The sequence below is a fragment of the Allobosea sp. CRIB-10 genome, from assembly GCF_900112185.1.
Lineage (GTDB): Bacteria > Pseudomonadota > Alphaproteobacteria > Rhizobiales > Beijerinckiaceae > Allobosea.
This window is the reverse complement of record NZ_FOKP01000005.1, coordinates 224,779-242,895: the sequence shown is the minus strand read 5'-3', so window position 1 is coordinate 242,895 and position 18,117 is coordinate 224,779. Positions and strand designations below refer to the sequence as shown.

Genomic DNA, 18,117 nt, shown 5'->3' with positions numbered 1-18,117 from the left:
TGCGTCGGGGAAGACGCGGATGGTCGGGACAAGCCCGACCATGACGGAAAGGCCAGTGCTCATGGGTTCCCGGCTCGCCGCTACGCGGCGCCCCGGAATGACGGCGTGTTCGTCACTTCAGAAATCGAAGCTCTCAGCCCCGCCCTTGCCGACGCCCTTGACCAGTGACCGGTCCGGCTCATGGGCCGGTTCGCCGGGGTCGCGGAAGCGGTTGACGATGGGATAGCGCCGGTCGCGGCCGAAATTCTTGCGGGTGACCTTGACGCCCGGCGCCGCCTGCCGGCGCTTGTATTCGGCGAGATAGAGCAGGCGCTCGACCTTCTGCACCGTCTCCAGGTCGTGGCCGCGGGCGACGATGTCGGCGAGCCGCATCTCGTGCTCGATCAGGCAGGCGAGGATGTCGTCGAGCACGTCATAGGGCGGCAGCGAATCCTGATCTTTCTGGTTCTCGCGCAGCTCCGCCGAGGGTGGCTTGACGATGATGTTCTCAGGGATCACCTCGCCGTCCGGCCCAAGCGCGCCTGCCGGCTTCCAGCGGTTGCGCAGGGCCGAGAGCCTGAAGACCTCGGTCTTGTAGAGGTCCTTGATCGGGTTGTAGCCGCCGTTCATGTCGCCATAGAGCGTGGCGTAGCCGCAGGACATCTCCGACTTGTTGCCGGTCGTCACCACCATCGGCCCGAACTTGTTCGAGATCGACATCAGCAGCGTGCCGCGCACCCGGCTCTGCAGGTTCTCCTCGGTGATGCCGCGATTGGTGCCGGCGAAGAGTTCGGCCAGCGCCTGCTCGAAGCCCTCGACGGGATCGGCGATCGGCACGATCTCATAGCGAACGCCAAGCGCATCGGCGCATTTCCTGGCGTCGTCGAGGCTCTCCTGCGAGGTGAAGCGATAGGGCATCATCACGCAGCGCACCCGCTCCGCGCCCAGCGCATCGACCGCCATGGCGGCGCAGATGGCGGAATCGATGCCGCCCGACAGGCCGAGCACCACGCCGGGGAAGCGGTTCTTTTCGACATAGTCGCGCAGGCCGAGCAAGCAGGCGGCATAGTCGGCTTCGTCGCCGCTCTCGACGGCAACGACCTCGCCGGGCAGGCAGCGCCAGCCATCGGGCCCACGCTCCCATTGCGTGATCGCGACCGCCTCGCGGAAGGCCGGCAGCTGGTGGGCGAAGCTGCGGTCGCTGTTGAGCACGAAGGAGGCGCCCTCGAAGACGAGCTCGTCCTGGCCGCCGAGCTGGTTGAGGTAGACCATCGGCAGGCCGCTCTCGACGACGCGGGCCACGGCGACATTGAGCCGCTCCTCGATCACGCCGCGGCGGAAAGGCGAGCCGTTCGGGACCAGCAGGATCTCGCCGCCGGTCTCGGCAATGCACTCGACGACTTCCTCACCCCAGATGTCCTCACAGATCGGAATGCCCAGGCGGACATGGTTGCGAAAGACGACCGGGCCGGGCAGCGGGCCGGGCTCGAATACGCGCTTCTCGTCGAAGACGCCGTAATTGGGCAGGTCGACTTTGAAGCGCACCGACTGGACCAGGCCGCCGTCCAGCAGCGCATAGGCGTTGTAAAGCTTGCCGTCCTCGAGCCAGGGCAATCCGACGAGCACGGCCGGGCCGCCATCGGCGGTCTCGCGGGCGAGGTCCTCGCAGGCCTTGCGGCAGGCGTCCTGGAAGGCCGGCTTCAGCACCAAATCCTCCGGCGGATAGGCCGAGAGGAAGAGTTCCGGGAACATCACGAGCTCGGCGCCGCCGGCGGCCGCCTCGCGGCGCGCGGCACGCACCTTGTCGGCATTGCCGGCGACGTCGCCGACGATCGGGTTGAGCTGGGCGAGCGCCAGGCGAAGAGAGGTCGCGGTCATGCTCCGGATGTAGCTTGCGGCCGGCGCGCCAGCAACGGGCCGGCGTCCTGCCCGCCCCTGCGTTTTCGCAAGGCCGGGTCAGGCAAGCGTCGAGCGAAAATCGGCCGACCAGCGCAATTCACGCAAGGGTCGCACGGCCTGCGTCGTCTCGTCATAGATCGGATGTGCCTTCCAGGCGGCGAGCGCGGCCTCGTCGGCGAACTCGGCGTAGACGACGATGTCGGCGGCATCGCCGATCGGATCGATCCTGGCATTGGCCGCAACCTCGAAGGCGAGCGCATGCGAGATCTCGCCGAGCCGGCCGAGCAGACGCTGAGCCCTGCCGAGATCCTCGATACGCTTGACCGTGAAGAACACGATATGCCGGATCATCCATCCGCCTCCGGCGTCCAGACTCAGTCCGCTGAACGCGTGGGATGTCTTTCAGAGATGGATTGGATCGGCAATCGCATTAACCGGACATTAGGGTTAACTGCGCATGAATTGTCTCCGCGCCATCGCAACCAGTGCGTTGGCCGCTGCCCGGAGAGACACGCGATGCGTGCTGCATCTATCGCCGCCCTCGCCCCGATCGTCGTGACGGCCCATGTGCTGATGCTGCCACAACTGGCGCAAGGCGCCGACTATCTCAGGGGCTCGCAGATCGAACAGCCCGTGGAGCCGCCGAGCTTCAGCTCGGGCCGCGCCGACTGGTCAGGCATCTATTTCGGCGGCACCGTCGGCTTCGGTACATCGCAGTTCGATGCGGCGAAGCAGTCGGCGCAGCTCATGGACCAGGCCTTCCACCAGCTTCTCGTACGACCGTACGGCGTCGATCTGATCAGGCTCGGCAAACAGGGAAGCGACAAGACCACCTTCGGCGGCTTCGTCGGCTACAACTTCCTGTTCGGAGACGTGGTCCTCGGCGCGGAACTTGAATATCAGAGGGCGGACTTCGCAACCTCCGAAGAAAAGTCCGCCAGCCGCCTGTACACGAATATTATTCCAACAACCGTACCGTCGACCCTGGCGACGGAGCCCGTGGGTACTGAGACTGTCATCTCCGTCGCGGCCCATTCAAAAAACAAGATTGAAGACTTCGCCGTAGCGAAGTTCCGCGCCGGCTACGTCATGGGCAATTTCATGCCCTATCTGACCCTGGGCGCGGCCATCGGCCGAATCCGATCTGACGGGCGCGCATCCCAGCAGAACAGCACGACCGAGAGCTATGACACCTATAATGTGGTAACAAGTGTCGATCCCTTGACGGGTGCGGTCACCTATTCCCGCGGTCTCTATGCCGGCCGGGCGTCGTTCATATCTGACCGTGGCGCGTCCGGCGCCGGCGTACCAAAATCTGGCTACGTGCCGGGGTTTGCAATCGGTGGTGGCGTGGATGCACTCCTGACCGACAATCTTTTCCTGCGCGCCGAATTTCAGCGCATCTATTTCAGCGAGTTCAAGGGCGTCGAAGCGATCGTAGACACTGCAAAAGTCGGCGCTGCACTGAAGTTCTGACGAATCCGACCTCTAAAACGGCAAGGGCCGCGGCGATGCCGCGGCCCTGTTTCGTTGGCAGCGCTGAAAAGCGTCTCACTCCGCCGCTTCGACCTCGGGCCGGGCCCGGCCGGCGCGCTCGCGCTTGACCAGCTCGGCGACGAGGAAGGCGAGCTCCAGCGCCTGCTCGGCATTGAGACGCGGATCGCAGACCGTGTGGTAGCGGTCGTTGAGATCGGCATCGGTCATGCCGCGGGCACCACCGGTGCACTCGGTGACGTTCTTGCCGGTCATCTCAAGATGCAGGCCGCCGGCATGCGTGCCTTCGGCCTGATGCACGGCGAAGAAGTTCTTCACCTCGGTCAGGATCAGGTCGAAGGGCCGGGTCTTGTAGCCGCTCGCCGCCTTGACGGTGTTGCCGTGCATCGGATCGCAGGACCAGACGACATTGCGCCCTTCCCGCTTGGTGGCACGCACCAGCGCCGGCAGATGGTCGAAGACCTTGTCGGCGCCGAAGCGGCCGATCAGCACGAGCCGGCCGGCCTGGTTCTGCGGATCGAGCGCGTCGATCAGCTTGAGCAGTTCGTCCGGCTTGAGGGACGGGCCGCATTTCAGGCCGATCGGGTTCTTGATGCCGCGGAAGTACTCGACATGGGCATGATCGAGCTGACGGGTGCGGTCACCGATCCAGACCATGTGGCCGGAAGTGGCGTACCAGTCGCCGGTGGTCGAGTCGGTGCGCGTCATCGCCTGCTCGTAGCCGAGCAGCAGCGCCTCGTGGCTGGTGTAGAAGTCCGTCGTCCGCATCTCGGGATGCGTCTCGGGATCGACGCCGATGGCACGCATGAAGTCGAGCGACTCGGTGATGCGGTCGCCCAGCTCCTGATAGCGATGCGACTGCGGTGAGTCCTTGACGAAGCCGAGCATCCAGCGATGCGCGTTGTCGAGATTGGCGTAGCCGCCGGTGGCGAAGGCGCGGATCAGGTTGAGCGTCGCCGCCGACTGCCTGTAGGCCTCGAGCTGCCGGCGCGGATCGGGAATCCGCGACTCCGCCGTGAACTCGTTGTCGTTGATGATGTCGCCCTTGTAGCTCGGCAGCTCGACATCGCCGATCTTCTCGTTCGGGGCCGAGCGCGGCTTGGCGAACTGGCCGGCGATACGGCCGACCTTCACCACCGGCGAGCCGCCGGCGAAGGTCAGCACCACTGCCATCTGAAGGAACAGCCGGAAGAAATCGCGGATGTTGTCGGCCGAATGCTCGGCAAAGCTCTCGGCGCAGTCGCCGCCCTGAAGCAGGAAGGCCTCGCCGGCCGCGACCTTGCTCAACGCCCGTTTGAGCTTGCGCGCCTCGCCCGCAAAAACCAGCGGCGGAAAGCCGGCGAGCTGCTGCTCAACCGCCTTCAAGGCTGCTCGATCCGGATATTCCGGCATCTGCTGGACGGGCTTTGCCCTCCAGCTGTCGGGCGTCCACCGCTCGGACATGGGTCTTGCTCCTGATTTCACGCATCGCGCCTGCGTTAACCTCATCTTGGCGCGAAGGGGGGCCTATACACCCGCAGATGGCTGCTGGCCACCGTTACGGCAAGGACGGCGTGCCGCAAGGCGAAAGCATGAATCCCGTCAGGCGCTTGGCGTAGTCGGCTGCCAAACGGATTCCAGCCGTTAACACGCCGATTCAAGGCCCTGCACCAGCGATTGAGCCGGCTCGATTTTGAATCATGCGAAGCAGCGGCCACGCCCTACGCTCAGGCCGGCGTGACGTCGGTCCGGCCGAAATCGTCGCCCTTGAACAGCAGGGCAGCACGAAGATGCTTCGCCGTCGCATAGGAGAAGCAGTCGCCGAGATTGAGGATGCCAGGGTAGCTCGGACCGATACCGTAGCGGTCGGCGGCCTCGATGGCGAGAGCGGTGATCCCCATATCGGGCGCGACTGGCTCGATGCCAGCCGTCTGCACAAACTCCTGAACGAGAGCCAGGCCTCTCGTTCTCGCCACCGCCTTTCTCCGTGCGACCGCGAAACCAGCTTCCCAGATCGTCACGCTCGAGGCGAAACGCATCGTCTCGTACGTGTCGAGCCGCTCCGACAGCATCGAAGCGTCGGCCTCCTCCAGCATGATGGAGATGATCGCGGACGCATCGAGGACGATCACCGCCGTTCGCCGCTCAGCTCGTCGTAGAAATCCCTGTCGGGCTCCGGCCCACTGTCCGGCAAGGCTCGCAGCCTCTCGTGGAGCGGCCGAAGCTTTTCCCACAGCGTCGGCCCCGCCGCGTCCCGCTCGGCCTTCTCCTTGAGCGCCCGGTGGATGATCTCGGTCACCCCCGTGCCGTGGCGCCGAGCGAGATCACGCGCCAAGATCTCGACGGCGTCATTCTTGATGCTCAAGCCCATTCCTATCCGGGCTAACAGCCCGTCCCATTCTAGAACCATAGCCAAGTTTTCTAGAAACTAGACTTCACCTCTCTGCCTGCAAGTCGCAATCACGCTCTATTTGATGCGCGGCCTGCATCAATCGCTCCGGCATTTGCATTTCACTCCTGCCCGCAAAGACCATTGTCTCCCTCGGGCGGCGCGGCCGAAGATGGCCGCGCAACCAACAACGCCGGTCGCGGCGACGGGAGGAACCATGAGACGTCACGTTCTGGCGGCCGCTATCGGCCTGGCCTGCAGCTTCGGTATGGCGCAGGCCCAGCAGGCGCAGGAGCCGATCACGCTGCGCGGCATGGGCTCCTTCCATGTCGGCGGCAAGCTGGTCGAGATATCCGGCCGGCCGGTGAAGGACGTGGTGTTCACCCCTGGCGGCACGCCGGCCCGCGTCGACCCCAACGGCACCTACCAGACCGGCCAGATGTATGTGCAGTACTTCCTGCCGCAGAACGAGAAAGGCGCCGTTCCGCTGCTGCTCTGGCATGGCGGCGGCATGACCGGCGTCAATTACGAATCGACACCGGACGGCCGCCAGGGCTGGCTCGAATTCTTCCTGCGCAAGGGCTGGTCGGTCTACAATTCCGACGCTGTCGAGCGCGGGCGCTCGAGCTGGGCGATGTATCCCGACGTCATCCCCGGCGAGCCGCTGTTCCTGACCACGGCGAACCCGTTTGAGCGCTTCCGGATCGGCGCGAGCGGCGGCTATGACGGCGATCCGGCCAAGCGCAAATATCTGCCGGGCAGCCAGTTCCCGGCCGAGGGCTACGACAACTTCGTCAAGCAGATCGTGCCGCGCTGGACCTCCACCGACCAGATGATCATCGACGCCTATATCGCCGAGGTCGACAAGGTCTGCCCCTGCGTGATCTCGTTCCACAGCCAGTCCGGCCAGTTCGGCTTCAAGGTGGCGCAGGCGCGGCCCGACAAGGTCAAGGCGCTGATCGCGGTCGAGCCGGCGGGCATCGGCGACCCGGCCAAGGCGGCAGCGCTGAAGGACATCCCGGTGCTGATGATGTTCGGCGATTACATCGAGCAGGACGCGCGCTGGCCGACGATCCGCAAGACCGCGACCGATTTCGGCGACAAGATCACCGCGGCCGGCGGCTCGGTCGATGTCGTCAACCTGCCAGCCATCGGCATCAAGGGCAACTCGCACATGCTCATGATGGACAAGAATAATCTGGCTGTGGCGCAGCTGATTCAGGACTGGCTGGCGAAGAAGGGCCTGACGAAATAGGCGCCGGCTCGCGCGCCTGGTCCAGCAGCCAGTCGCGGAACAGGCTGATCTTGCGCGCGATCCGGCGCCGCTTCGGATAGGTCAGCCAATAGTCGTTGCCGCCGGGGAGCATCAAATCGAAGGGCTGGACCAGCAGCCCTTCGCTCAGCTCGCGCCGAAAGAAGATCGGCGAACACATGGCCGCGCCATTGCTGGCGAGCGCGGCCGTGACTTCGAGCTGCTGCACTGCGAGGTCGAAGCGTGGCTCCAACGGAGTGGCTTCGGAGTTGACCCCGGCGGCGGCAAACCAGCGATCCCAGGCTTCGATCTTGCCGATGCGGTTGACATGCAGCAGGTCGGAAGGCTGAGGCGGACGGCCGAGATCGCGGAAGAGGTTCGGCCCGCAGAGCGGGGTGAACTCGCTCGTCATCAGCCAGTGCGCCTCCAGCCCGGACCATTGCCCGTTGCCGCGATGGATAGCGACATCGCAATCGTCGCGCTGCGGATCATGCGGGCCGACCTGCGTGACCATCCGCACCGCCAAGCCCGGATTCTCACACTGGAACAGGCCGAGGCGTGGCACCAGCCAGTTCGAGGCGATGGTCGGCAGCGCCTGGATCGAGAGGACGCCCTCGGCCGTCTCGGCAACCGCGGCGAAGGCCGCGCGCAAGCCATCGAAGGACTCCATCACCGACGACGCCAGGCGCTCCCCGGCTTCGGTCAGGACGACGCGGCGGGCCTGACGCTGGAACAATGGCAGACCGAGCCGCTCCTCCAGCAGTTTGATCTGATAGCTCACCGCCGCCTGCGTCATGCCGAGCTCGACCGCGGCGCGGGTGAAGCTGCCATGGCGGGCCGCTGCCTCGAAGGCGCGCACCGCGCTGAGCGGCGGTAGGCCCGTCGCGAGGTCATCCATCAGCAGGCCTTATGTGAGAGGCGTGAAATCCAGTTTGTCTGCGTCTCGGTTCAGCAGCATCCCTGAGCAGGACACAACCTACTCGGGAGCCGCATCATGTCGGCCGAAATCTGCAGAAGCAATAGATATGTCAGCCTTATGCCAATGCTTGGAGCAGCACTGGCTCGCATTCGCCAGTTCCAGCGCAATCGCCTGGTCGCGCTCGACGACCGGCTCGACCAGGAAGGGTTGAGCGCTCACATGGCGCGCGATGTCGGGCTCAACGATGCGAGCCTGATTCACGACAGCCGTCGCGCGGATCGCGGGCTCTGATGCCGGTCAGAGCGCGCTCTTGCGTGGCGTGCGCATGGTGACGAGTTCCTCGGCCGCGCTCGGGTGCAGTGCGACGGTGCGGTCGAAATCGGCCTTGGTCGCGCCCATGGTGACGGCGATGGCGACCGACTGGACGATCTCGCCGGCGTCATGGCCGAGGATGTGGACGCCGATCACCCGATCGGTCTGCGCATCCACGACCAGTTTCATATAGATGCGTTCGTCGCGGCCCGAGATCGTCGCCTTCATCGGCCGGAAGCCGGTCTCGAAGATGCGCAGCGGGCGGCCCGTCGCAAGCGCCTGCTGCTCCGTGAGACCGACAGTGCCCAGTTCCGGTGTGGTGAACACGGCAGAGGCGACGAGCGCATGGTCGACCGTCCAAGGCTTGCCGCCGAAGGTCGTATCGGCGAAGGCGTGGCCCTCGCGGATCGCGACCGGGGTCAGGTTGACGCGATCGGTGACGTCGCCGACGGCGGCGATCGACGGAACGCTGGAGAGCGAGGCGGCGTCGACCAGGACCTGGCCGGCCGGGCCGAGCTTGACGCCAGCGGCCTCGAGGCCGAGCCCCGCCGTGTTCGGGCGGCGGCCGGTGGCGACGAGGACGACGTCGGCGTCGATCGGCGCGCCATGGGCGCAATGAGCGCGGCGGCTGCCATCCGGCAGCAATTCGATGCGGTTCACCGTGCAGCCGAGGCGCAGCGTGATGCCGGCATGACCGAGCGCGTCGCGCAGACGGGTACGCAGATCCTCGTCGAAGCCGCGCAGCACGTTGTCGCCGCGGTGCAGCAGCGTGACGGCGACGCCGAGGCGGGCGAAGACACTGGCGAATTCGAGCGCGATATAGCCGCCGCCGACGACGAGCATGCGCTGCGGCAGGCTCGGCAGATGGAAGACCTCGTTCGAGGAGATGCCGAGCTCGCCGCCCGGAATCGGCGGCTCGAAAGCCGGATAGCCGCCGGTCGCGACCAGGATATGACGGGCGCGGATCGTCTCGCCGCTCTTCTGCAACCTGGCCTCGTGCGGCCCCGCGACCACCGCCCGTTCCTCGCGGATCGTGACGCCGGCGCCGTCGAGGCCCTTGCGGTAGAGGCCGGAGAGCCGCGTCACTTCCTTGGCGACTGCATCGCGCAGTTTCGGCCAGTCGAATTCCGGCTTGCCGACGCTCCAGCCGAAACCGGCCGCGTCCTCAAACTCGTCGGCGAAGCGGCTGGCATAGACGAAGAGCTTCTTGGGCACGCAGCCGCGGATGACGCAGGTGCCGCCGATGCGATCCTCCTCGGCGATCATCACGCGGGCGCCATGGCCTGCGGCGATGCGGGCGGCGCGCGTGCCACCCGACCCGGCGCCGATGACGAAGAGGTCGACGTCGAACTCAGCCATTGCTGTCTCCCTGCCGCGAGGCGGCGTCTGTCCCAAACCTGAGAATGGTAGCGCCCTGCCCGACGCAGGCGATCGAGAAGGCGAGCGTCAGCAGCACAGAGTGATTCGCCAACAGCGCCGCGAGAAGCATCGCCGCCAGATCGATCACGCCCGCGATGCGAAGGGCCCGCACTGCTGCGGACTCGCTCGCGAGCGAGGAGACCGAACCGATCGAGAGAGCAATCTGACTCATGCGTCGGGGCTTACGCGATGGGAGATGCCGCGCCTAGGGGGAGCGGCACGCTCACCAGCCCCTTCCAAAGATCGCCGCGTTGCTGGGAAGACCCACGACCTTCGACGGTATCGCCGCTGCCTTGGTCGAATTTTCCTGCGTAGGCAGGCGGCTCAAGCGAAACATCTTGACTTGTGATTATGCAATCAGGCGCAATTGATCCGCGGTCCGATGCGGTGCCACAGGCGGGCGTCGACAATCGGCGCGTCAAACGCGCCATCTGGGAGGTAACTATGCTCACGTCCTTCTTCAAGCGCGGGGCCGTGGCCGCCGTCGCTCTCGCGGGCCTCACAACGGCCGCCTTCGCCCAAATGGAATTGAAGATCATGGCTCCGGCCGCGCCCGGCGGCGGCTGGGACGGCACGGCCCGCTCGATGCAGCAGGCGCTGACCGCTGCCGGCATCGCCAAGAGCGTCCAGGTGACCAACGTCACCGGCGCCGGCGGCACGATCGGCCTCGCCCAGTTGATCGGCGCCAAGGGCGACGGCCACCAGCTGATGGTCAACGGCTTCGTCATGGTCGGCGCCATCCTGCTGAACAAGTCGCCGGTGAACCTGACCCAGGCCACGCCGATCGCCCGGCTGACCGCCGAGGCGCTGGTCATCGTCGTGCCCACGGATTCGCCGATCAAGAACGCCAAGGATCTCGCCGACCGCGTCAAGGCCGACCCGGCCAAGGTGACCTGGGCCGGCGGCTCGGCCGGCGGCGCCGACCACATCCTCGCCGCGTTGTTCACCGATGCCGCCGGCGGCGACGCGAAGAAGATCAACTACATCCCGTTCTCCGGTGGCGGCGAGGCGCTCGCGGCCATGCTCGGCGGGCGTGTCACCGCCGGCATCTCCGGCTATGGCGAGTTCGAAGGCCAAATCAAGGCCGGCAAGCTGCGTGTCGTCGGCGTCAGCGCCAGCAAGCGCCTGGCGAACGCTCCCGACGCCCCGACGCTCAAGGAAGGCGGCGTCAATGTCGAGTTGCTGAACTGGCGCTCGGTCGTGGCGCCTCCGGGGCTCAGCGACGCGCAGAAGACCGAGCTCTCCGGCGCCGTCGACAAGATGGTCAAGTCGAAGGAATGGACCGAGATCCTCAAGGCGCGGGGCTGGGATGACGCCTATCTCGCCAGCGCCCAGTTCGACAGCTTCCTGAAGAACGAGACGGTCCGCGTCGAAAAGGTCATGAAGGATGTCGGCCTGGTGAAGTAAGGCCCTCCTGAGACGTCAATCAAGGGCGGGCAGCCGCGAGGCCGCCCGCCCTTCGTCACCTTCGCTCCAGAGAAGACGGTCGCGCCCATGTCCCGCTCCATCGACCGCCCGGCCCTCATCGTCGGGCTCCTGCTGCTCGCTGCGGCGGCGATCGTCGCCTTCGACGCCTCGCGCCAGACGATCACCTCGAATTACGGCGTCGGACCGACCGCGATGCCCTATGTGGTCTGCGCCGGTCTCGCCGTGCTCGGGCTCGCGCATTTCATCGTCGCGCTCAAGGACGGCCTGCCGAAGCCGGAAGAGGCCGACGGCAAGGCGCTGCTCTGGATCATCGGCGGATTGGTAGGTCTCGTCGCCTGCATTGCGCTCGGCGGTGGCTTCATCATCGCCACGGCGATCATCTTCGCCTGCACGGCGCGCGGTTTCGGGCGGGATGCGCTGGTCATCGACATCGTCATCGGCGCCGTGCTCGGCACCGCAATCTACATCGTCTTCCTCAAGCTCCTGACCCTTTCGCTACCGACCGGGCCGCTCGAAGCGCTGCTGAGCTGAAGGAGCTAAGCACATGGACACCCTGCTCTCGCTCGCCAACGGCTTCTCCGTCGCTCTCGAGCCGTCGAAACTGCTGTTCTGCCTGATCGGCGTCTTCCTCGGCACCGCCGTCGGCGTGCTGCCCGGCATCGGCCCGGCGCTGACGGTCGCGCTGCTGCTGCCGGTGACCTTCAAGCTCGATCCGGCCGGCTCACTGATCATGTTCGCCGGCATCTATTATGGCGGCATGTATGGCGGCTCGACCACGGCCATCCTGCTCAACGCGCCGGGCGAGAGCGCCTCGCTAGCGACCGCGCTCGAAGGCTCGAAGATGGCGAAGGCCGGCCGCGGCGGCCCGGCGCTGGCGACGGCGGCGATCGGCTCCTTCGTCGCCGGCCTGATCGCCACGATCGGCCTCGCCTTCCTGGCGCCCTGGTTGGTCGAGCTCGCGGTCAAGTTCGGCCCCTGGGACTATTTCGCGCTGATGATCGTCGCCTTCGTCACGGTGTCGGCGACCTTCGGCGATTCACCCCTGCGCGGCCTGACCAGCCTGTTCCTCGGCATGCTGCTCGGCCTCGTCGGCATCGACAAGCTGACCGGCCAGGCGCGCCTGACCTTCGGCGTGCCCGAACTGCTCAACGGCGTCGAAGTGACGACGCTGGCGGTCGGCCTCTTCGCCGTCGGCGAGGCGCTCTACGTCGCCTCCAAGCGCTGGCGCGAGCCGGAGGAGATCATCCCGATCAAGGGCTCGCTCTGGATGAACAAGCAGGACTGGAAGCGCTCCTGGGCGCCCTGGCTGCGCGGCACCGCCTTCGGCTTCCCGATCGGCGCGCTGCCCGCCGGCGGCGCCGAGGTGCCGACTTTCCTGAGCTATTCGACCGAGAAGAAGCTCTGCAAATATCCGGAGGAGTTCGGCAAGGGCGCGATCGAGGGCGTCGCCGGGCCGGAAGCCGCCAACAACGCCTCGGCCGCGGGTACTCTGGTGCCGCTGTTGACGCTCGGCCTGCCGACCTCGGCGACCGCGGCGATCATGCTCGCCGGCTTCCAGCAATACGGGCTCAATCCCGGCCCGCTGCTCTTCGCCGAGAAGCCGGACCTGGTCTGGGGCCTGATCGCCTCGCTCTTCATCGCCAACGTCATGCTGGTGATCCTGAACCTGCCGCTGATCGGGCTCTGGGTGCGGCTGCTGGCGATCCCGCAGCCCTGGCTCTATGCCGGCATCCTGGTCTTCGCGACCATGGGCACGCTCGCGGTCAACCCCTCGCCGGTCGAACTCGGCATGCTCTTCGGCTTCGGCTATCTCGGCTATCTGATGCGGCGCTACGACTATCCGGTCGCGCCGATGGTGGTCGGGCTGATCCTCGGGCCGATGGCAGAGGCGCAATTGCGGCGCGCTTTGCAGATCAGCCTGGGCGATCCGATGATCCTGCTCGAGAACCCGATCTCGGCGACGCTGCTCGGCATCGCCTTCATCGCGCTGGTCGCGCCCTTCGTGATGAGCGGGCTGAACAAGTTCAAGGCGGCCGAGGACTGATCACGCGACGCACAACCGGGGCCGCACGCCCCGGTTGCGCTTGAACAAATATGGCGTGACTGTGTTCTCCTCTTCACCGGCCTTTCGGCCCGTCGAGCGAGGATGAACCATGAGCGACGCTACGCTGCCCCCTTCCGCCGCACCGCAAGCCGAAGCCGCCGAGCCAAGCCTCCATCGCGTGATGGGTCCCTGGCTGCTGCTGCTCTTCATCGTCGGCGACATTCTCGGCACCGGCATCTACGCGCTCACCGGGCAAGTGGCGAAGCAGGTCGGCGGTGTCGTCTGGCTGCCCTTCCTGGTTGCCTTCGTCGTCGCGATGATCACGGCGTTCAGCTATCTTGAGCTGGTCACCAAGTACCCACGCGCCGCCGGCGCGGCGCTCTATGCGCACAAGGCCTTCGGCATCCATTTCATCACCTTCATCGTCGCCTTCGCAGTGATGTGCTCGGGCATCACCTCGGCTTCGACCGCCTCGCGCGCCTTCGCCGCCAACATGTCACACGCCTTCGGGCTCAACCTCGCCGGCGGCATCGGCATCACCATCGTCGGTCTCGCCTTCATGGCGCTGGTCGCGGCGATCAACTTCCGCGGCGTCGGCGAGAGCGTGAAGGCCAATGTCGTGCTGACCTGCGTCGAGCTGACCGGCCTGCTGATCGTGATCTTCGTCGGCCTGTGGGCGATCGCCGCCGGCCAGGGCGACGTCTCGCGCATCACCCAGTTCAAGCCCGCCGGCGATGGCGGCCTGTTCTGGCCGGTGATCGCGGCGACCACCCTCGCCTTCTTCGCCATGGTCGGCTTCGAGGATTCGGTCAACATGGCCGAAGAAACCAAGGACCCGACGCGGACCTTCCCGAAGATCCTGCTCGCCGGCCTCGTGATCACCGGCACGATCTACGTGCTGGTCTCGGTCTCGGCGATCACGTTGGTCTCGCCCGAACAGCTCGGCGAGGGCGAGACGCCGCTGCTCAAGGTGGTCGCGGCCGGCGCGCCGAATTTTCCGATCTGGATCTTCGGCTTCATCACCATGTTCGCCGTCGCCAACAGCGCGCTGATCAACATGCTGATGGCGAGCCGGCTGGTCTACGGCATGAGCCGGGAGCATGTGCTGCCGCCGGTGCTCGGCAAGGTCCATCCGACGCGTCGCAGCCCTTACGTCGCGATCGGCTTCACCACCCTGCTCGCCTTCGCGCTGATCACCTTCGTCGGCGAGGTGCCGGCGCTGGGCGGGACGACCGCACTGCTGCTGCTCTGCGTCTTCACCGTCGTCAACATCGCGGTGCTGATGCTGCGCAAGGATACGGTCGAGCACGAGCATTTCCGCACGCCGACGATCCTGCCGATCGCCGGAGCGATCTTCTGCGCCTTCTTCGCCGGTCCCTGGACCGGGCGCGACCCGGTCCAATACAAGATCGCCGGCATCCTGATCGGGATCGGTGTCGTGCTCTGGTTCGTCACCGTGATGGTCAACCGCGCCGCCGGCGTGCGGCCGAGCGACCCGACGATGGAGGACATCGGAGGCCGCGGGCCGGTGAACTGAGCAAGACAAAAGGCCGCCGGTTCATCCGGCGGCCTTTCTCAATCACGACGCCTGCAGCTCAGAGCTGATGGCCGCGCTTGCGCATCTCGGCCTGGAAGAGATCGAACAGCCGGTTGCTGGTCGCGGTGCTCCAGGGCTGCAGCAGCGCGAAGATCTCGTCGATCACCTGCGGGCGGTAGGAATTGTAGCGCTGACCGACGGGCGAGTTGAAGAAGGCCGCGACGTCCTTGAGATCGGCCTCGGTCATCTTGCTGGCGAAGATGCGGGCCGAGGAGTCGACGATTTCCTCGCGGCGCAGGTCCGCCTCGGCCTTGAGGGCGGTCAGGACCTCGTCCATGTCCTTCTTCAGCTCGGGCCGAGTGGTACCGAAGCTCTGGCGGACCCCGGCGGTGAACTCGGCGTAGATCGAGTCGAAGGACTGCGACAGGCCGGAGGAAATCACGACCTCACGGGCGGCCTTGAGATGCTCCGGCGTCGGCCCCTGCTGCGCCAAAGCGGGCATGGCGAGCAACGCCAGCGAGAGAAGCGCGCCTGCCAGGCTGTGACGGATCATGCGGTTACCCCTTCGTCGATCGTCCGGAATGCGGCGATTCCATTGTTCTGGTGCGGCAACGACCCTGACCGGGCGAGCCGCCGGCCGCTCTTAGAACATGTCCAGCGAAAGTGGAAACCACTTTTGCGGCCGGAGCGCGCCGTTCGACAACCTGTCAGTGGCGCTCGGCAGCCGGATCACCGAGAACCCGCACACCGTCGCTTCCGGCGAGGAAAGCCGCGGTGGCCAGCCCGAGGAAGAGGCCGTGCTCGACGACGCCCGGCACCTGATTGAGTGCGAGCCCAAGCACCTCCGGCAGCTCGATCCGGCCCAGATGCGCGTCGAGGATGTAGTGGCCGCCATCGGTCAGAAGAGTCGAGCCGTCAGGGCGCTTGCGCAGCTTGAGCTCGCCATGCGCGCCGGACGAGGCGATCGCAGCCGCGACCGCCCGCCGTGTCGCCTCCAAGCCGAACGGCACGACCTCGATCGGCAGCGGAAAGCGGCCGAGCGTCTCGACCTGCTTGCCGGTGTCGGCGATCACGATCATGCGCTTCGAGGCGGCGGCGACGATCTTCTCGCGCAGCAGCGCGGCGCCACCGCCCTTGATCAGCCGCAAGCCGGTGTCGAGCTCGTCGGCGCCATCGATGGTGAGGTCGAGCTCCGGCGTCTCGTCGAGCGTCGACATCGGGATCGAGAGGCCGAGCGCCTGCGTCTGCGTTGCCTCGGAGGTCGCGACGCAGATCACCTTGAGTCCGGCCGCGACCTTGGCGCCGAGGCCGTCGACGAAATGCTTCGCCGTCGAGCCGGTGCCGAGGCCGAGGCGCATGCCCGGCCGCACCAGCTCCAGCGCAGCCAGTGCGGCGGCCTTCTTCAGATCTTCGCTCACGCGCCGAGCCCACCCATCAGCATGTACTTGATCTCGACGAACTCCTCGATGCCGTGGAGCGAGCCCTCGCGGCCGAGGCCGGATTCCTTGACGCCACCGAAGGGGGCGACCTCGGTGCCGAGAATGGCCGAGTTGATGCCGACCATGCCGTATTCGAGCTCTTCCGCGACCCGAAAGGCACGGCCCAGATCCTTCGTGTAGAAATACGCCGCCAGGCCGAAGGGCGTGTCGTTCGCCATGGCGACGACCTCGTCCTCGCTGGTGAAGCGATAGACCGGGGCGATCGGCCCGAAGGTCTCTTCGGTGGTCACCAGCATCTTCGTGGTCACACCGGCGAGCACCGTCGGCTCGTAGAAGGTGCGCCCGAGCGCATGGCGATGGCCGCCGACCATCACCCTGGCGCCGTTGGCGACCGCATCGGCGACGTGGCGCTCGACCTTCTCGACGGCGCGCTCGTTGATCAGCGGCCCCTGCACGACGCCGACCTCGACGCCGTTGCCGACCTTCATCTTGGCGACCTCGCCGGCGAACTTCGCGACGAAATCGTCATGGATGCCGTCCTGGACGAAGAGCCGATTGGTGCAGACGCAGGTCTGGCCCATGTTGCGGAACTTGGCGATGACCGCGCCCTCGACCGCCTTGTCGAGATCGGCGTCGTCGAAGACGATGAAGGGCGCATTGCCGCCGAGCTCGAGCCCGACCTTCTTCACCGTCGAGGCCGCCTGCTGCATCAGCAGCTTGCCGACCGGGGTCGAGCCGGTGAAGCCGATGAAACGCACCGCCGGATGCGATGTCATCACGCCACCGATCGCCTGGGCGTCGCCGGTGACGATGTTGAGCACGCCCTTGGGGAAGCCGGCCTGCTCGGCGAGCGCGACCAGCGCGAGCGCGGTCAGCGGGGTGTCGGGTGCCGGCTTGACCACGAAGGTGCAGCCCGCCGCCAGGCCCGGCGCGCATTTGCGGGTGATCATCGCCGCCGGGAAATTCCAGGGCGTGATCGCGGCGCAGACGCCGACCGGCTGCTTCGCCACGATGATCCGCGAATTCGGGAATGGCGAGGGAATGGTCTCGCCATAGATGCGCTTGGCTTCCTCGGCGTAGAACTCGACGAAGGAGGCCGCATAGGCGACCTCGCCGCGCGCCTCGGCCAGCGGCTTGCCCTGCTCGGCCGTCATGATCTGCGCCAGATCCTCCTGGTTCGCCATGATCAGCTCGAACCATTTGCGCAGGATGAGCGAGCGCTCCTTGGCCGATTTCTTCGCCCAGGGCTTGAAGGCGCGCGAAGCGGCCTCGACCGCGGCGGTGGTTTCATCCGCGCCGAAGCGCGGCACCTTGGCCAGGACCTCGCCGGTCGCCGGATTGTCGACCGCATCGACGCCTTCGCCGATCCAGGCGCCGTCGATGAAGCACTGCGCGCGCAGCAGCGAGGGATCCTTGAGCGTCAGCATACGAGCCTCCGGCCTATTGAACGGGTCGCCGGGGCTCTAGCACGCGATGCGCGCGCTTGCCGATAGCAAAACGCCGCATGCAGGCGGTGCGCCGATTGCAATTACCGTTCGGGAACCAGCCCGGCGGCGGCCGCTACTTCGCCATCGGCGTGCAGACGACCTTGTCGTCGAAGACGTAGCAGACGCTGAGCTCGCCGGTGCGGACATTGGCGCGGAAGATGCCGCCTTCGCGCTCATGGCGCGAGGGGACGAGAACATAGTCGCTCGGCGCCTGCGGGCCGGCCCCCTCCCCCGCGGGGAAGCAGACGGTGACGCCGACACCGCCCTCCTTGAGCTGGAACTGGCACGCCCCGACCTCGCCGGTCGCCTTGTCGATGCGATAGACGCGGTTGAGGTCGGTCTGCGGCGCGGGCGCGAACTCGAAGGGCGCGGCGAGCGCCGCCCCACAGGCCGGCAGGACGAACAGGCCGGCGCCCAGCGCCCGGGCCAGGGAACGGCCAATGGAGCTTCTGGAACAGCTCGACAGTTTCGACACCGCTACGACCCCTTTCGACGATTCGTCCGCACCCTATCATGGCAGCGCAGCCGTATCATCGCGAT

At 66.4% G+C, this 18,117-nt stretch carries 19 protein-coding genes; 7 read left to right on the top strand and 12 right to left on the bottom strand.

All coding sequences use genetic code 11. From position 1 onward, the window contains the following. Nucleotides 1–117: 117 nt before the first annotated feature. Together BMZ69_RS09775 and BMZ69_RS09770 are read right to left on the bottom strand one after the other, a co-directional pair. The gene (locus tag BMZ69_RS09775; RefSeq protein ID WP_092156381.1) at nt 118–1,857 is read right to left on the bottom strand and encodes an NAD+ synthase; all 1,740 of its coding nucleotides are present in this window, start codon (nt 1,855–1,857) and stop codon (nt 118–120) included. 78 nt (nt 1,858–1,935) lie between these two features. Continuing rightward, nucleotides 1,936–2,229, bottom strand: a complete 294-nt coding sequence (locus BMZ69_RS09770; protein ID WP_092156380.1) for a Dabb family protein — start codon at nt 2,227–2,229, stop codon at nt 1,936–1,938. A gap of 57 nt (nt 2,230–2,286) precedes the next feature. On the opposite strand from BMZ69_RS09770, the gene BMZ69_RS09765 reads away from it, so the two are divergent. Continuing rightward, the gene (locus tag BMZ69_RS09765; protein ID WP_139219017.1) at nt 2,287–3,354 is read left to right on the top strand and encodes an outer membrane protein; all 1,068 of its coding nucleotides are present in this window, start codon (nt 2,287–2,289) and stop codon (nt 3,352–3,354) included. A 75-nt stretch (nt 3,355–3,429) separates the two neighbouring features. Here the strand turns inward: BMZ69_RS09765 and BMZ69_RS09760 are convergent, their stop codons facing one another. The 3 genes from BMZ69_RS09760 to BMZ69_RS09750 form a co-directional block, all read right to left on the bottom strand. After that, a complete protein-coding gene (locus BMZ69_RS09760) occupies nt 3,430–4,815 on the bottom strand; it encodes a class II 3-deoxy-7-phosphoheptulonate synthase (protein ID WP_092156377.1) in 1,386 nt (461 codons plus the stop codon). Nucleotides 4,816–5,078: 263 nt separating this feature from the next. Next, the gene (locus tag BMZ69_RS09755; protein WP_092156376.1) at nt 5,079–5,483 is read right to left on the bottom strand and encodes a type II toxin-antitoxin system VapC family toxin; all 405 of its coding nucleotides are present in this window, start codon (nt 5,481–5,483) and stop codon (nt 5,079–5,081) included. Beyond that, nucleotides 5,480–5,716 (bottom strand): type II toxin-antitoxin system VapB family antitoxin, encoded by a 237-nt coding sequence (locus BMZ69_RS09750; protein WP_175506738.1) that lies wholly within the window; start codon nt 5,714–5,716, stop codon nt 5,480–5,482. The genes BMZ69_RS09755 and BMZ69_RS09750 overlap by 4 nt, the downstream gene beginning before the upstream one ends. Before the next feature lie 241 nt (nt 5,717–5,957). Between BMZ69_RS09750 and BMZ69_RS09745 the strand changes: the two genes are divergently transcribed. Continuing rightward, nucleotides 5,958–6,995 carry an alpha/beta hydrolase gene (locus tag BMZ69_RS09745; RefSeq protein WP_244543295.1) on the top strand — a complete coding sequence of 346 codons (1,038 nt, stop codon included), beginning with the start codon at nt 5,958–5,960 and terminating at the stop codon, nt 6,993–6,995. On the opposite strand, the gene BMZ69_RS09740 is transcribed toward BMZ69_RS09745, so the two are convergent. Further along, the gene (locus tag BMZ69_RS09740; protein ID WP_092156373.1) at nt 6,919–7,890 is read right to left on the bottom strand and encodes a LysR substrate-binding domain-containing protein; all 972 of its coding nucleotides are present in this window, start codon (nt 7,888–7,890) and stop codon (nt 6,919–6,921) included. The genes BMZ69_RS09745 and BMZ69_RS09740 overlap by 77 nt on opposite strands. Nucleotides 7,891–7,986: 96 nt before the next feature. Here BMZ69_RS09740 and BMZ69_RS31055 point away from each other — a divergent pair, with 96 nt between their 5' ends. Continuing rightward, nucleotides 7,987–8,202 carry a hypothetical protein gene (locus tag BMZ69_RS31055; protein ID WP_139219016.1) on the top strand — a complete coding sequence of 72 codons (216 nt, stop codon included), beginning with the start codon at nt 7,987–7,989 and terminating at the stop codon, nt 8,200–8,202. A gap of 6 nt (nt 8,203–8,208) precedes the next feature. Here the strand turns inward: BMZ69_RS31055 and gor are convergent, their stop codons facing one another. Next, nucleotides 8,209–9,582 (bottom strand): glutathione-disulfide reductase, encoded by a 1,374-nt coding sequence (gene gor / locus BMZ69_RS09735; RefSeq protein ID WP_092156372.1) that lies wholly within the window; start codon nt 9,580–9,582, stop codon nt 8,209–8,211. Then, nucleotides 9,575–9,814 carry a hypothetical protein gene (locus BMZ69_RS09730; protein WP_092156371.1) on the bottom strand — a complete coding sequence of 80 codons (240 nt, stop codon included), beginning with the start codon at nt 9,812–9,814 and terminating at the stop codon, nt 9,575–9,577. Before BMZ69_RS09730 ends, gor begins: the two co-directional genes overlap by 8 nt. Nucleotides 9,815–10,086: 272 nt before the next feature. On the opposite strand from BMZ69_RS09730, the gene BMZ69_RS09725 reads away from it, so the two are divergent. The 4 genes from BMZ69_RS09725 (at nt 10,087) to BMZ69_RS09710 (ending at nt 14,651) form a co-directional block, all read left to right on the top strand. Continuing rightward, nucleotides 10,087–11,049 (top strand): Bug family tripartite tricarboxylate transporter substrate binding protein, encoded by a 963-nt coding sequence (locus BMZ69_RS09725; protein ID WP_092156370.1) that lies wholly within the window; start codon nt 10,087–10,089, stop codon nt 11,047–11,049. Nucleotides 11,050–11,136: 87 nt separating this feature from the next. Then, nucleotides 11,137–11,601: a tripartite tricarboxylate transporter TctB family protein gene (locus BMZ69_RS09720; protein WP_092156369.1), complete on the top strand. Its 465-nt coding sequence runs from the start codon at nt 11,137–11,139 to the stop codon at nt 11,599–11,601. Between the two features lie 13 nt (nt 11,602–11,614). Further along, nucleotides 11,615–13,114, top strand: coding sequence for a tripartite tricarboxylate transporter permease (locus BMZ69_RS09715; protein WP_092156368.1), 1,500 nt, complete (start codon nt 11,615–11,617; stop codon nt 13,112–13,114). A 109-nt stretch (nt 13,115–13,223) separates the two neighbouring features. Further along, the gene (locus tag BMZ69_RS09710; RefSeq protein ID WP_092156367.1) at nt 13,224–14,651 is read left to right on the top strand and encodes an APC family permease; all 1,428 of its coding nucleotides are present in this window, start codon (nt 13,224–13,226) and stop codon (nt 14,649–14,651) included. A 58-nt stretch (nt 14,652–14,709) separates the two neighbouring features. On the opposite strand, the gene BMZ69_RS09705 is transcribed toward BMZ69_RS09710, so the two are convergent. The 4 genes from BMZ69_RS09705 to BMZ69_RS09690 all read right to left on the bottom strand — a co-directional run bounded on the left by BMZ69_RS09705 (nt 14,710) and on the right by BMZ69_RS09690 (nt 17,995). After that, nucleotides 14,710–15,204, bottom strand: a complete 495-nt coding sequence (locus BMZ69_RS09705; RefSeq protein ID WP_092156365.1) for a DUF2059 domain-containing protein — start codon at nt 15,202–15,204, stop codon at nt 14,710–14,712. Between the two features lie 154 nt (nt 15,205–15,358). After that, entirely contained in the window at nt 15,359–16,069 is a 711-nt protein-coding gene (gene rpiA / locus BMZ69_RS09700; RefSeq protein WP_092156363.1) for a ribose-5-phosphate isomerase RpiA, read from the bottom strand. Then, complete coding sequence (locus BMZ69_RS09695) at nt 16,066–17,517, bottom strand: NAD-dependent succinate-semialdehyde dehydrogenase (protein ID WP_092156362.1); 1,452 nt, start codon at nt 17,515–17,517, stop codon at nt 16,066–16,068. Before BMZ69_RS09695 ends, rpiA begins: the two co-directional genes overlap by 4 nt. 133 nt (nt 17,518–17,650) lie before the next feature. Beyond that, the gene (locus BMZ69_RS09690; RefSeq protein WP_244543302.1) at nt 17,651–17,995 is read right to left on the bottom strand and encodes a hypothetical protein; all 345 of its coding nucleotides are present in this window, start codon (nt 17,993–17,995) and stop codon (nt 17,651–17,653) included. Nucleotides 17,996–18,117 lie beyond the last annotated feature (122 nt).